Origin of the sequence: Corynebacterium sp. NML 120412 (assembly GCF_002285155.1) — a bacterium.
Lineage (GTDB): Bacteria > Actinomycetota > Actinomycetes > Mycobacteriales > Mycobacteriaceae > Corynebacterium > Corynebacterium gottingense.
The window spans coordinates 674080-687361 of sequence record NZ_NSGL01000001.1 but is presented as its reverse complement, the minus strand read 5'-3'; the positions used below and the strand labels follow the sequence as shown (position 1 = coordinate 687361).

12 protein-coding genes are annotated in these 13282 nt (G+C 65.2%); 8 read left to right on the top strand and 4 right to left on the bottom strand.

Annotated features, from left to right (window positions below):
- Positions 1–15 precede the first annotated feature (15 nt).
- The 3 genes from CKJ84_RS03135 to CKJ84_RS03125 form a co-directional block, all read right to left on the bottom strand.
- On the bottom strand, positions 16–2433 hold the full coding sequence (locus CKJ84_RS03135; protein ID WP_095545914.1) for a glycogen/starch/alpha-glucan phosphorylase: 2418 nt from the start codon (positions 2431–2433) through the stop codon (positions 16–18).
- Between the two features lie 47 nt (positions 2434–2480).
- A complete protein-coding gene (locus CKJ84_RS03130; protein ID WP_095545913.1) occupies positions 2481–3764 on the bottom strand; it encodes an amidohydrolase in 1284 nt (427 codons plus the stop codon).
- A 101-nt stretch (positions 3765–3865) separates the two neighbouring features.
- Positions 3866–5191, bottom strand: coding sequence for a DUF4921 family protein (locus tag CKJ84_RS03125; protein WP_186439372.1), 1326 nt, complete (start codon positions 5189–5191; stop codon positions 3866–3868).
- Positions 5192–5226: 35 nt separating this feature from the next.
- On the opposite strand from CKJ84_RS03125, the gene CKJ84_RS03120 reads away from it, so the two are divergent.
- Positions 5227–5625 (top strand): hypothetical protein, encoded by a 399-nt coding sequence (locus tag CKJ84_RS03120; RefSeq protein WP_095536785.1) that lies wholly within the window; start codon positions 5227–5229, stop codon positions 5623–5625.
- Positions 5626–5655: 30 nt separating this feature from the next.
- Here the strand turns inward: CKJ84_RS03120 and CKJ84_RS03115 are convergent, their stop codons facing one another.
- A complete protein-coding gene (locus tag CKJ84_RS03115; RefSeq protein WP_095545912.1) occupies positions 5656–6813 on the bottom strand; it encodes a glycerate kinase in 1158 nt (385 codons plus the stop codon).
- A gap of 158 nt (positions 6814–6971) precedes the next feature.
- Between CKJ84_RS03115 and gdhA the strand changes: the two genes are divergently transcribed.
- From gdhA to CKJ84_RS03080, 7 genes are all read left to right on the top strand, one after another.
- The gene (gene gdhA / locus CKJ84_RS03110; RefSeq protein ID WP_095277512.1) at positions 6972–8318 is read left to right on the top strand and encodes an NADP-specific glutamate dehydrogenase; all 1347 of its coding nucleotides are present in this window, start codon (positions 6972–6974) and stop codon (positions 8316–8318) included.
- Between the two features lie 82 nt (positions 8319–8400).
- Complete coding sequence (locus CKJ84_RS03105; RefSeq protein WP_095534830.1) at positions 8401–9204, top strand: DivIVA domain-containing protein; 804 nt, start codon at positions 8401–8403, stop codon at positions 9202–9204.
- Between the two features lie 13 nt (positions 9205–9217).
- Complete coding sequence (locus CKJ84_RS03100; RefSeq protein ID WP_095534829.1) at positions 9218–9754, top strand: DUF177 domain-containing protein; 537 nt, start codon at positions 9218–9220, stop codon at positions 9752–9754.
- Complete coding sequence (rnc, locus tag CKJ84_RS03095; protein WP_095545911.1) at positions 9751–10524, top strand: ribonuclease III; 774 nt, start codon at positions 9751–9753, stop codon at positions 10522–10524. The genes CKJ84_RS03100 and rnc overlap by 4 nt, the downstream gene beginning before the upstream one ends.
- Complete coding sequence (mutM, locus tag CKJ84_RS03090) at positions 10525–11379, top strand: bifunctional DNA-formamidopyrimidine glycosylase/DNA-(apurinic or apyrimidinic site) lyase (RefSeq protein WP_095545910.1); 855 nt, start codon at positions 10525–10527, stop codon at positions 11377–11379. It abuts the gene before it with no gap.
- Between the two features lie 75 nt (positions 11380–11454).
- Positions 11455–12957 (top strand): sodium:alanine symporter family protein, encoded by a 1503-nt coding sequence (locus CKJ84_RS03085; protein WP_095277505.1) that lies wholly within the window; start codon positions 11455–11457, stop codon positions 12955–12957.
- A gap of 19 nt (positions 12958–12976) precedes the next feature.
- Positions 12977–13267, top strand: coding sequence for an acylphosphatase (locus tag CKJ84_RS03080; RefSeq protein WP_095545909.1), 291 nt, complete (start codon positions 12977–12979; stop codon positions 13265–13267).
- Positions 13268–13282 lie beyond the last annotated feature (15 nt).

Genomic DNA, 13282 nt, shown 5'->3' with positions numbered 1-13282 from the left:
TGGGGTGTACGCCTCCTAGTTTGCGGTGGACGCGTTGTGCTCCGCGTTGACCGGGGTCGGCTCGATCTTCCAGACTTCCTCCGCGTAGTCGCGGATGGTGCGGTCGGAGGAGAAGCGGCCGGACGCGCAGATGTTGATCCAGCACATCTTCGCCCAGTGATCCGGGTTTGCGTAGTACTCGGCGGCCATGCGGTCGCGGGTGTCGCGGTAGTCCGCGAAGTCGCCGAGCGTGTAGTAGACGTCCGGGTCGTCGAAGCCGAAGCCGTCGAGCAGGGAGGTGCGAATGTCGTGGAAGGCTCCGCTGCCGTTGTCGTCCAGGGTGCCGTCGACAAGCGCATCGAGCACGCGCATCAACCCCGGGGTGTCGGCAGCGACCTGCTTCGGGTCGTAGTTGCGCTTCAGCTCGGGAAGCTGCTCCTCGCGGGCGCCGAAGATGTAGGCGTTCTCCTCGCCCACTGCCTCGGCAATCTCCACGTTGGCGCCGTCCATGGTGCCCAGGGTCAGCGCGCCATTCATCATGAACTTCATGTTCGAGGTGCCCGAGGCCTCCTTGCCGGCCGTGGAAATCTGCTCGGACACGTCGGTCGCCGGGATGATGTGCTCGGCGGGGGAGACGTTGTAGTTCTCCACGAACACGACCGTGATGTACTTCGAGGCCTCCGGGTCATTGTTCACCAGCTCGGCAATGGTGTTGATGAGCTTGATAATGCCCTTGGCCATGGTGTAGCCCGGAGCCGCCTTGGCGCCGAAGATGAAGGTGCGCTTCGGGATGTCACGCTCGCCGTCCTGCGTGATGCGGAAGTACAGGTCCAGGATGTACAGCGCGTTCATCAGCTGGCGCTTGTACTCGTGGAGGCGCTTGATCTGGGTATCAAAGACGGAGTCCGGGTCGATCTCCGCGCCCTGGCGCTCCGCGATCCACTCGGCGAAGTCGCGCTTGTTGTCGGCCTTGATCTCGCGCAGCTCCTTGAGCACGGCCGGGTCGTCGGCGTAGCGGCTCAGTTCCTGCAGCTTGGACAGGTCGGTCACCCAGGCGTCGCTGCCCGCAAGGCGGTCCAGCAGCGCGGACAGGCGCGGGTTGCACATGCGCAGCCAGCGGCGCGGGGTCACACCGTTGGTCTTGTTGTTGAACTGCTCCGGGTTCATGCCGTACCAGTAGGCGAGCGTGTCACGCTTGAGAATCTCGGTGTGCAGCGCGGCCACGCCGTTGACGGAATACGACGCGTAGCAGGCGATCCAGGCCATGTGGATGGAACCGTCGTGCACGGGGGAGTAGTGGTGCGCTTCCTCCGGGCCGATGCCGCGCTGTTCCATGTCGATGCGGTAGCGACGGTCAATCTCCTGCACGATTTCCCAGATGCGCCAGAACAGCTGCTTGAAGATGGACTCTTCCCAGGTCTCCAGCGCTTCCTGCAGCACGGTGTGGTTGGTGTAGGCGAAGGTGTTGGAGGTGACCTCCCAGGCGTCCTCCCAGCCCATGCCGTGCTCGTCCATAAGCAAGCGCATCAGCTCGGGGATGCCTAGGACCGGGTGGGTGTCATTGAGCTGGATGGAGTTGTACTTGTGGAACTCGCTGAGGTCCTCGCCGTGGTGCTCGACGTAGTTGTCTACCAGCTCCTGCAGGGACGCGGAGACGAAGAAGTACTGCTGACGCACGCGCAGCACCTTGCCCGCGTAGCTGGAGTCGTTGGGGTAGAGCACGCGGGTGATGTCGTGGACCGCTTCGCGCTCCATGATCGCGTCGGTGAAACGCTGGTGGTTGAAGGCGTCGTAGTCGAACTCGTGCATCGGCGACGCGTCCCACAGACGCAGGGTGCCCACGTTGTCGGTGCCGTATCCGGTGATCGGCATGTCGAACGGGATGGCGCGCACGTGCATGTCATCAAACTTGATGATGCGCTGCTCCGAGCCGCGTCGCACGATGAACGGGTAGAAGGACTCCTTCCAAGCGTCCGGGTGCTCCTTCTGGAACCCGTCGACGAACTCCTGGCGGAACAGACCGTAGCGGTAGAGCAGGCCGTAGCCGGTCAGCGGGTAGTCCTGGGTGACTGCAGAGTCGAGGAAGCAGGCGGCGAGGCGGCCAAGGCCGCCGTTGCCCAGTGCCGCGTCGTGCTCAGCCTCGAGCACGTCCGACAGCTCGTGGCCGTACTCACGCGCCACGCGCTGTGCCTCGTCGACCAGACCCAGGTTGGTCAGGTTGTTGAGCAGTGCGCGGCCCTGCAGGAACTCGGCGGAAAAGTATGCGGCCTGGCGGCCCGCGGCGTACTTGGAACGGGTGGCATTCCAGTTGTCCGCCAGCTGCTCCATCACGGCGGAGGACAAGCCGGTCCAGAACTTCTTGTTCGTGGCGTTTTCCGGCGTGCTACCGGAAAACGCGCGGACGTGGCCGCCGAGCGCGGCCTCGAGCGACGGGGCGTGTGCGGGGTTATTCATGCTCTGCCTTCCAGGAATTTTGCAAAATGAGTTTACGTTGCCCGAGCCTACCGGCTCTTCGCGGGCGCATCAGTGGCCAGATAGGTCAGCACCGCGGCCAAACCGGCGTTGGTTGCCGCCTTGATCGTTGGCTCGTATTCGGGGAGGAACGTGGACATGTGGTTGACCGGTACGTCTTGTTCCACGCGGTCCGCCGCGACGGCCTTGTCCCACTGCTCGCGCGGGGTGCAGCCGATGAGCCAGAAGAAGTACGGCACGCCGAAGGCCTGCGGCAGCACCGGGAAGTCCTCGGAAACGGTCTTGCGCGCGGCGTTGACGGAATCGGTGCCAAAGACATCATTAAACGTGGCGCGGACCTTGTTGTACACCACCGCGTCGTTGCTCATCAGCTCGCCGTGCGCGAAGTACTCGATCGTGGGCGCCTCGGTGGAGCCGGAGGCGAGCACCTCGGCGTGGACGACGCGCTCGATCGAGGCGTAGATGCGGGCCTTGGTGCGCTCGCTGTAGAAGCGGCAGTTCAACACCAGTTCCGCGTGGCCCGGGATAATGTTGTTGGTCGTTCCCGCGTGCATGCTGGCCACGGTGACCACGGCGAAGTCGTTCGGATCCACCTCGCGGCCCACCAGTGCCTGCATGCGAGAGATGATCATCGCGGCAGTGTATGTGGGGTCGATGGAGTTGTGCGGCATCGAGCCGTGCGCGCTGCGGCCGGGGATGCGGATGCGGATGGAGTCGCAGGCAGCAAACTGGGGGCCGGACTTGGACATGACCTGCCCCGCGCGCCCGGGCATGACGTGCTGGCCGAAGCAGACTTCGGGGAAGGGGATACGGTCCACCAATCCATCGTCCACCATCGCTTCTGCGCCTGCGCCGATCTCCTCACCAGGCTGGAACAGGGCGATAAACGTGCCCGACCACTTGTCGCGCGTGTTGTCCAGGAAGTGGCACATGCCCATCAGTGCGGCGGTATGAATGTCGTGGCCGCAGGCGTGCATGGTCCCTACTACTTCGCCGTCCTTCGTGGTGACGCGCTTGTGCGACGCGTAGGGGACGCCGGTCTGCTCGGTCACGGGCAGGCCGTCGAAGTCCGCACGGTGCAAGACCGTGCTGCCCTCGCCGTTGCGGAAGATAGCGCAGATGCCGTACTTGCCAATCGGCGCGATGACCTCGCAGTCAAGGAAGCTCAGTTCCAACAGGAGGCGTTGGTGCGTTTCCTCCTCCTGCAGCGAGAGTTCCGGGTTGGCGTGCAGCAGCTCGTAGAGCCTGCGCTGCCAGGCCGGATCGATCTCGTAGGATTCAATTATGGACGCGATATTGCTCGTGTCGCTCAAGGTTGCTCCTCCGTGTGGTCAACCCACACGCTCGATGGTTTGGGTGTATTTACCTGTTTACCACCTTGCGCGGCGCTCGAGCGATCGCGTGCGCCCCGCGTTCACCCAACCGCGGGGTTGTAGCGCAGCGCGTTGCGCGCCGGTGCGCACTCCGTCGCAATCCGGATGCCCGGGTCGATCGCGCCTTCCTCGCGCAGCCGGTACATGTTGGTCACCACACGGTCGCGAATATCAAACGGGGAGAGCGTGTTGACGTAGATCTTCGTACCGCCCTCGAACCCCGCGAGCGTGGAGATACGCCACTTGATGTTGATCCGCCACGGCATAGGCAGGTCCAGGTCCACCGGCTTGTAGTGCCACTCCTCGTTCGTCGACACCTCCGGTCCCGTCGCTGCGTGGACCGCGTGCAGCAGGTTGGACATGCCGCGGACCTCGTCCGGGGTCTGCTTCCACGGCTCGCAAGTCGGGGACTTGGAGTAGACGCTCACGGTGGGGTAGCGGTGCCCGATGCCGACGAGCACAATGGCGTGCTCGTTCTCCGCGATGACGAGGTTGTGGTAGCTGGCGTAGTTCGCGCCCCACTCGTTGTACATGTTCACGTTCTGGCGCAACTTGCTGATCTCCAGCTCGGCTTGGACCCCGCGCTCGTCGATAGCCACCAGCTGCTTGTGCAGGTGATTGAACGACGCGCCCGCGGGGGCAAGCCAGTTTTGAAACACCACCACGTACGGCGCGTAGCGGTTCTGGTCGAGCAGGTCCGCGAGCGCGTCGATGGTGAAGGTGATGAAGCCGAAGTGTTCCTCCGGCGTGAGCGTGCCCGAGCCAGCGAGCTGTGAGTCATTCTCCGCGCCGTCAACGTAGTGCCTGCGCCCGATGATCACGTCATGCCCGCCCGCAAAATACGCGGGCACGTATGACATGAGTGTCGCCTCGTCCGGCTCGCCCTGGTGCCCGGAGGCCTTCAGCCGCGTGCGGACAATGTTGTAGATGTGCTCGCGGCCCTCGTGGTCTGCCAGGTAGCCATCCATACGCGAGCGCTGGGCCTCGGTGATCTCGTAGCCGTAGTTCTCCTTCCAGTACTGGTAGGAGACGATTTCGAAGAGGTTGGGTACGCGCCTGAATTCGGCACGTGTTTGCTCCAGCTCGTGCGGCATTTGGTTACGCAGGATGCGCCACTCCTCGCCGTTGCGCACCATCCGGGACTTCTCCGGTGGCGTGGCCAGTTGCTTCGCCTCGCAGAAGTTGCACGCGTGGGTGAAGTCGTCCCCGGAGAGCGGCTTCGGGTCGGCCGCGGGTGTGGATAGCGGCCGGTTCCCGCGCCCCGGCACGGTCCACACTTGAGTACCGGAAAACGGGTTGACCTGCTTGATCGTCCCGTCGGCCATGGTGGACAGTGCGTCGCGGTGCAAGGGCAGCGGAAAGCTCATGCGACCCAGCGTAACCCCTTGGTTAGGCTTGTCGCATGCCTCACATCCAGTTCGATGTCCTTGTCCCGTCCGCCCACGCTGGCGAAATCGGCGATGCGTTCCAGCGCGCGCTGGACATTCTCGTTCGTCGCGGCAAGCTCAGCGCCGCCTCGCTCGAGGCCCAGGGCCCAGTGCTTCTCGACGCCCCCGTGCTCGCCGTTTTCACGCGCGCCTACGAAGAAGAGCGCGGCACCGACCCCGCCGCCGACGGGGCCGAGGTGCACCGGTACCTCATCAGCGCCGAGGGCGTGGACAGCTACAACCGCCTGGCCATGGGCCTCTCGCGCATCCTTACCCCGAAGGCGGACCTGCCGCGCGACCCGGTCGCGCTTGAGCAGCAGGACCGCTTCGAGGTGCCCGCGCTCTTCCCGTGGATGGTCACGATCCTGCGCTGACCCTTCGCCGCCCCCTCGCTGATGCCTCGGCTACTCGGCGCCAGTAGCGCCGTCGTTGAGGTACGCGACCGCGATCTGCGCGCCCGCGCGGACGAGCTGCTCGCGGATATCGGCAATATCCTCCAGCTGCACAGCCAGCACGCCCCCGTCGGGCTCGCCCTCAAAGCTTCCCGCCGCCACTGCGACGGTGGGGGAGCCTGCTCCTGCCTCGCGAGCCATCTCACAGATCGCGCCGACGACCTTGCCGCTCGCGGTCTGCGAGTCGAAGCGGCCCTCTCCGGTGATCACAAGGGAGGCAGCTCCGATCAGGTCCGCTACGCCGTTCGCGTCGGCGACGGCTCGCGCGCCGGGCGTGATGTGGACGTGGCTGGCGTCGCCGTGCAGCAGCGTGGAAAGCCACGTGATGCCGATGCCCAGGCCGCCCGCGGCGCCCATCCCCGGCGTGGCGGGGTCGATCCCGGCCACTTCGCACAGGCGGGTCAGGCCCGCGTCGAGAAGTTCGACGTCCTCGGCAGACGCGCCCTTCTGCGGGCCGAACACTGCGGCTGCACCGGAGGGGCCGGTGGCCGGCGAGGTGACGTCGGTAAGCAACAGCCACTCGAGCGCACCGGCGGGGACATTGACTTTGGCGGTGTCCAGGTCGGCGAGCTGCGTGAGGGCGCCACCGCCCGGCTTGAGCTGGTAGCCGGCCTGGTCGATGGGGTTCGCACCGAGCGCGACGAGGATACCGGTGCCGCCGTCTATCGTGGCGGTGCCGCCGAGGCCCAGGACGATACGCTTCGCGCCGCGCGTTTCCGCATCCGCGATGAGCACGCCGGTGCCGTAGGTGTCGCCGGTGAGCGGTACGGGGTGGTCGGCGACGGCGGGGAGGCCGGAGGCGGCGGCGACGTCGATGTAGGCGGTCTCGGTGGTCGCGTCGTAGGTGTAGGTCGCCTCGGTGAGACGCCCGGCGGCGTCCGTGGTGGGGAGGGTGATGCGCTCACCAGTGAACAGGGAGGAGGTGCCCTCGCCGCCGTCTGCCATGGGGGCGAGGGTGATGTCGGCGTCGCGGATGACGCTGCGGACGCCTTCGCCGAGCCACTGTGCGGCTTGTTCCGCAGTGGCGGTGCCCTTGAACGAGTCTGGTGCAATAACGATGCGCGCGGAGGGCGCTTCAACACCGTCGACGTCATTTGTGATCAAGCTCATAATTTCCCCTTTTTCCGTGCGTGCTGGGATGTTGAGGGCATTGTAGCTGGCTGCCAAGAATGAAAATTCGGCAGTTTTCTATCGCGAGACCGAAACCTACTGTAGGCTGAACCGCGATCCTGAAACCTACTGCCTAACAGGTATTGAAAGGAAAGCTCATGAGCTCGATCGAACAAGAGGTCGCTGGCTACTACGACAAGCTGCTCCAGCGCAACGCCGGTGAGCCGGAATTCCACCAGGCCGTCGCCGAAGTGCTCGACTCCCTGAAGATCGTCCTGGGCAAGGACCCGCACTACGCGGACTACGGGCTCATTGAGCGTCTGTGCGAGCCGGAGCGCCAGATCATCTTCCGCGTCCCCTGGATGGATGACAATAACGAGATCCGCGTCAACCGCGGCTTCCGCGTCCAGTTCAACTCGGCGCTTGGCCCCTACAAGGGCGGCCTGCGCTTCCACCCGTCCGTGAACCTGGGCATCATCAAGTTCCTTGGCTTCGAGCAGATCTTCAAGAACTCTCTGACCGGCCTTCCCATCGGCGGCGGCAAGGGCGGCTCCGACTTCGACCCGAAGGGCAAGTCCGAGGGCGAGGTCATGCGCTTCTGCCAGTCCTTTATGACTGAGCTGTGGCGCCACATCGGCGAGTACCGCGACGTCCCCGCCGGCGACATTGGCGTGGGCGGCCGCGAGATCGGATTCCTCTTCGGCCAATACCGCCGCCTGGCAAACCAGCACGAGTCTGGTGTCCTGACAGGGAAGGGTCTGACCTGGGGCGGCTCCCTCGTCCGCACCGAGGCAACCGGTTACGGCTGCGTGTACTTCACGCAGGAGATGATGAAGGCAAAGGGCGAGTCCCTCGACGGCGCGAAGGTCATCGTCTCCGGTTCCGGCAACGTGGCCATCTATGCAGCGCAGAAGGCGCAGGAGCTCGGCGCCACGGTCGTCGGCATGTCCGACTCCTCCGGCTGGGTCGAGACCCCGAACGGCGTCGACGTTGAGCTGCTGCGTGACGTCAAGGAGGTCCGCCGCGCACGCATCAGTGACTACGCAAAGGAGACGGAGGGCGCGACCTACCACGAGGACGGCTCCATCTGGGACCTCAAGGCGGATGTCGCCCTGCCGTGCGCCACCCAGAACGAGCTGGACGGTGAGCACGCGAAGAAGCTCATCTCCAACGGCGTGAAGTACGTAGCGGAGGGCGCAAACATGCCGTCCACCGCAGAGGCAGTGGAGGTCTTCCGCGCAAAGAAGCTCTCCTTCGGCCCGGGCAAGGCCGCCAACGCCGGCGGCGTGGCGACCTCGGCGCTGGAGATGCAGCAGAACGCGTCGCGTGACTCCTGGACCTTCGACTACACCGACGGCCGCCTGCACCAGATCATGTCTGGCATCTTCAACGTCACGGCGAACACCGCGGAGGAGTACGACCACGCTGGCGACTACGTCATCGGCGCGAACATCGCGGGCTTTAAGAAGGTCGCAGACGCGATGCTGGCGCAGGGCGTCATCTAACCGCCGCAGTCGTTGTAGTTGTTGTTGGACACTGGTTCCGCCTTCGCTTCGCGCGGGGCGGATTCCAGTAGGCTATTGAGCTATGTATCGCGTATTTGAAGCACTGGACGAGCTTGTCAAGACTGTTGAGGGTGCATACGGCGTGCCAATGACCGCCAACTGCATGGTTCCGCGCAACGAGATGCTCACGCTTCTCGACGACATCCGGGAGTCCCTCCCCAAGGAGATCGATGATGCGCAGGACGTCCTGGATAAGCAGGACGAGATCCTTATTGGTGCCGAAAACCGCGCGGACCAGCTCGTGGGCGACGCGAAGGCGGAGGCAGACCACATCCTCGGGGACGCACAGTCCCAGTCCGAATCCATGTTGAGCGACGCGCAGGCGCAGGCCACCTCGCTGGTCGCCCGTGCCGAGCAGGACGCGGAGAGCATCACCTCGCGCGCTCAGGAGGAAGCGGACTACGCGCTCGACAGCGCCCACACCGAGGCCGAGCGCCTCGTTGAGGACGGGAAGCAGCAGTACCAGCGCTCCATCGACGAGGGCCTTGCGCAGCAGGAGCACCTCATCTCCGAGTCCGAGGTCATGCGCCGCGCCGACGAGGAGGCGCACCGCTTGGTCGAACAGGCGCACTCCGAGTCGTCCCGACTGCGCGGCGAGTGCGACGACTACGTGGACTCCAAGCTGGCGGAGTTCGAGGAGTCGCTGTCCTCCGTCCTGCGCACTGTGTCCTCGGACCGTTCCGCGCTGCGCCGCGGTGCCGGTGCGGCCGGTACGTCGCGCGACCGCGGTGACAGCAGGGGAGACGTGAGGACGGACCATTACGAGCCTCGCGGCTACCCGCGCAGCGGCCGGAGCCAGCGAGCTGACCGCGGAAACCGTGAGTAGGATACTGGCTGTTATGGCTAAGAATCCTTTCATTGTTGATGTCGCCGACGCACTCCACGGCGACGGAATGCCAGTCACCGTCCACCTGTCCGGCCCGAGCCCGTCGAGGGTGGGGCCGGAGATGATTGCCCTCCCGGAGGGCCAGGAAGTGGAAGTGGATGCGACCATCACCCCGCTCGGCTCGGGCGTGCTCGTGGACGCCAGCCTGACCGCTCAGTTCAAGGGCGAGTGCGTCCGCTGCTTGAAGACGCTGACGCCCACGAAGACACTGCAGATCTCGCAGGTGTTTGAAGGCGACGACGGCTTCATCGTCGGCGATGCTGAGGCCGAGGAGGACCAGGGCTCGGGCGATGAGATCCGCCGGATTGAGGACGAAACGGTTGACCTTGAGCAGGCGTTTGTGGACGAGGCGGGCCTGACCCTACCGTTCAACCCGGTTTGCGAGCCAGAGTGCGACGGCGACACCGAGGTCCCCGACCCGGACGGCGTGTCAGGGGAGGAAAACAACCTGGTCGACCCGCGTTGGGCCGGTTTGGAGAAGTTCCTGTGAGCCGTTCCCGCAAACACAAACTCTCCGGCGAGGAAGCCCTTGCGCAAGCCTTCGCCGCAGTGGACCACTCGCCGCTGCTCGAGCGCATCGGCGTGCAGCTTGACGACGATTACCTGCGCCTCGCCCTGACGCACCGCTCCTTTGCCAACGAGCACGGTCACCTCCCAAACAACGAGCGCCTTGAGTTCCTCGGCGACGCCGTGCTGGGGCTGTCGGTGGCCACGAAACTGTTCGAGCTCTATCCGTCACGGCCGGAGTCCGATCTGTCTCCGATGCGTGCGGCCATCGTGTCGCGCTACGGGCTGGCGGACATCGCCCGCGAGATTGACCTGGGCCCGCACATCCTGTTGGGCAAAGGCGAAGAGGCCACGGGCGGCCGGAAGAAGGACTCGATCTTGGCCGATACGACCGAGGCCCTGTTTGGCGCAATCTACCGGCAGCACGGCTTCACCGCGGCACGGGACGTCGTGCTCCGGTTGTTCGACGACAAGCTGCAGCACGCCACCGTCTCCGGCAAGCACAAGGACTGGAAGACCGAACTGCAGGAGCGCCTCGCAGAGCTGAAGGCCCCGTTGGCGGAGTACCGCGCCACCTCGGTGGGCCCCGACCACGACAAGACCTTTACTTCCGACGTCTTCGTCGGCGAGGAGTCCCGTGGCCGCGGTGTCGGCCCGAGCAAGAAGCTGGCGGAGCAAGAAGCGGCGCGCAACGCGGTCCGGTTCCTCCGCGACCACCCCGGGGCCGTGGCGGGCACCGCCAAGGAGCACTAAGTGCCCGAACTGCCAGAGGTGGAGGTGGTCCGCCGCGGGCTCGATCGCCACGTGGTCGGCCGCACGTTCACCGCGGTCGAGGTGCTGCACCCCCGCGCGGTCCGCGGGAACACCCACGACCTCGCAGCTGTCCTGCCCGGAACAACCATTACCGGCACCGGGCGGCGCGGCAAGTTCATGTGGCTCACGCTGGATTGCGCCGACGCCCTTGTCATCCACCTCCGCATGAGCGGGCAGATGCTCGTCGGCGCTCCGGGCAGCGTTGACAGCCCGCACCTGCGCATTCGGGCCCTGCTTGGCGGTTCCGGCCGCGATAGCGCAAGGGCAGGGGAACCGCTCGAGCTGGACTTCGTGGACCAGCGCACCTTCGGGCTGTGGCAGTACGCCCCGTATTCCGGCGATGTGCCCGAACCAGTCGCGCACATCGCCCCGGACCCGTTCGAGGACGACTTTGACGCGGTCGCAACGGCGCGCCTGATTCGCACGAAGCGCTCGGCGATTAAGACGGTGTTGCTCAACCAAGAGGTGGTGAGCGGGATCGGGTCGATTTATGCCGATGAGGCGATGTGGGCGGCGGGCGTGAGGCCGTCGAAAAGCGCCCGCTCGCTGCGCCAACGCGACACCATCGCGCTGTTGGACCACGCGCGGGACGTGATGGCACGCGCCCTCGAGCAGGGCGGCACCAGTTTCGATTCCCTCTACGTCAACGTCAACGGCGCCTCGGGGTACTTCTCGCGCTCGTTAAACGCATACGGGCAAGCGGGCGCACCGTGCGCCCGTTGCGGGACCCCCATCGAACGGATGGTGGTGGGCGGGCGCTCCAGCTTCTACTGCCCCCAGTGCCAACGCGGCTAACTGCCCGCCCACGAATGTGGGGAAGCGTACATCGTCGTTGCGAGTTTCCTCATATCACCCATTAAGATTCCCGCCATGGAATCCGCAACGTCGTTTGTGAACGACTCGCTCAATGGCATCATCTGGAACGTCGTTCCTTGGCTGCTCCTGGCAGCCGGTATCTACTTCGGCCTCCGCACCATCTTTGTGCAGATCCGACTCCTGCCTGAAATGCTCAAGGCGGTCACCGAGACACCAAAGGGCAAGGACCGCGAGGGCCGCGACCTTGATGAGGAATACGGTGGCATCTCCGCGTTCAAGGCCTTCACTATCTCCGCAGCGTCCCGCGTGGGCACCGGCAACATCGCCGGCGTTGCGCTGGCCATCTCCGTCGGCGGCCCGGGCGCCGTGTTCTGGATGTGGATCATCGCCCTGGTCGGCGGCGCTACCGCGTTCGTCGAGTCCACGCTCGCGCAGCTGTGGAAGACCAAGGACGAGGACGGGAACTACCACGGCGGCCCGGCCTACTACATGACGCGCGGGCTGAACTGGAAGCCGCTGGCCGTCATCTTCGCCGTCGCGCTGTCGCTGACCTACGGTTTTGTGTACAACGCCATTCAGACCAACTCCATCGTGGAGGCAGTCGGCGGCTCGTTCAACACCGACTCCGTCGCCATGAAGTGCATCGTCGCCGCGGCGGTTGCGGCGCTGACGGCGATGATCATCTTCGGCGGCGTGACCCGCATCGCGAGCGTGACGCAGATCATCGTGCCGTTCATGGCCATCGCGTACATCCTGATCGGCCTGCTCGTGATCATCATGAACATCACCGAGGTGCCCGGGATGTTCGCCCTCATCGTCGGACACGCCCTCGGCCTCAAGCAGGTCGCCGGCGCCGGGCTGGGCGTCGCGTTCGCCCAGGGCATGCGCCGCGGTTTGTTCTCCAACGAGGCCGGCCAGGGCTCCGCGCCGAACGCGGCGGCGACCGCGACGGTGTCGCACCCGGTCAAGCAGGGCCTGGTGCAAACCCTCGGCGTGTACTTTGACACCCTCGTGGTCTGCACCATCACCGCCTTTATCGTGCTGCTCGGCCCAGCTGTTTCCTACGGCAACGATGACATCCAAGGCGCGTCGCTGACCCAGTCCGCGCTGGCGGACAGCGTCGGCGCGTGGGGCACCCACGCCGTCACCTTCATCCTGTTCTTCCTCGCCTTCTCCTCCGTGATTGGCAATTACTACTTGGCGCAGGCCAACGTGGAGTACCTCACCGACTCGAAGCTCGTCATGCTGCTCTTCCGCCTCGGCGTGATCGGCTTTGTCATCTTCGGCGCCTTCGGCTCGCTGCCGCTCGTGTGGGCGCTGGGCGACACCATGGCGGGCACCATGGCAATCATCAACATCATCGCCATCGTCCCGCTCGGCGGGGTGGCCTTCAAGCTGCTGAAGAACTACAACGAGCAGCGCGCCAAGGGCGTCGACCCGGTCTTCCACCGGGACATGGTCCCGGGGCTGAAAAACGTGGAGTACTGGGACGGCTCCGACCCGGTCACCCGCCGCAGCGCGGAGGACCTGAAGGTGGCGGATCATCCGGATCAGTAGCCGCGGCTAGTGTGGTGGCATGACTGAACAGCTTGTGAGAATGACAGCCCACGTCCATGGACACGTCCAGGGCGTGGGTTTTCGTTGGTGGACCCGGTCCCGCGCCCTGGAGCTGGGGCTGCGCGGGTACGCGAAGAACCTCGCCGACGGGCGTGTAGAGATTGTTGGGGAGGGGGAGCGAGGGAGCGTCGAGAAGCTTTTTGCGCTGCTGAACGAGGAATCGTCGACGGAGAAGCGCCCGGGGCGCGTGGAGTTTGTCGGCGTGCAGTACGGCGAGCCGAAGGGGCTTTCCGGCTTTGAGGAACGCTAAGGACGGGCTGCGGCC

Bases quoted from the DNA above. Each gene is read 5' to 3' on its own strand.
- CKJ84_RS03080 (WP_095545909.1), top strand. From the start codon at position 12,977: ATGACTGAACAGCTTGTGAGAATGACAGCCCACGTCCATGGACACGTC.
- CKJ84_RS03115 (WP_095545912.1), bottom strand. From the start codon at position 6,813: ATGAGCTTGATCACAAATGACGTCGACGGTGTTGAAGCGCCCTCCGCG.
- CKJ84_RS03085 (WP_095277505.1), top strand. From the start codon at position 11,455: ATGGAATCCGCAACGTCGTTTGTGAACGACTCGCTCAATGGCATCATC.
- gdhA (WP_095277512.1), top strand. From the start codon at position 6,972: ATGAGCTCGATCGAACAAGAGGTCGCTGGCTACTACGACAAGCTGCTC.
- CKJ84_RS03135 (WP_095545914.1), bottom strand. From the start codon at position 2,433: ATGAATAACCCCGCACACGCCCCGTCGCTCGAGGCCGCGCTCGGCGGC.
- CKJ84_RS03100 (WP_095534829.1), top strand. From the start codon at position 9,218: ATGGCTAAGAATCCTTTCATTGTTGATGTCGCCGACGCACTCCACGGC.
- CKJ84_RS03125 (WP_186439372.1), bottom strand. From the start codon at position 5,191: ATGAGCTTTCCGCTGCCCTTGCACCGCGACGCACTGTCCACCATGGCC.
- CKJ84_RS03120 (WP_095536785.1), top strand. From the start codon at position 5,227: ATGCCTCACATCCAGTTCGATGTCCTTGTCCCGTCCGCCCACGCTGGC.
- CKJ84_RS03105 (WP_095534830.1), top strand. From the start codon at position 8,401: ATGTATCGCGTATTTGAAGCACTGGACGAGCTTGTCAAGACTGTTGAG.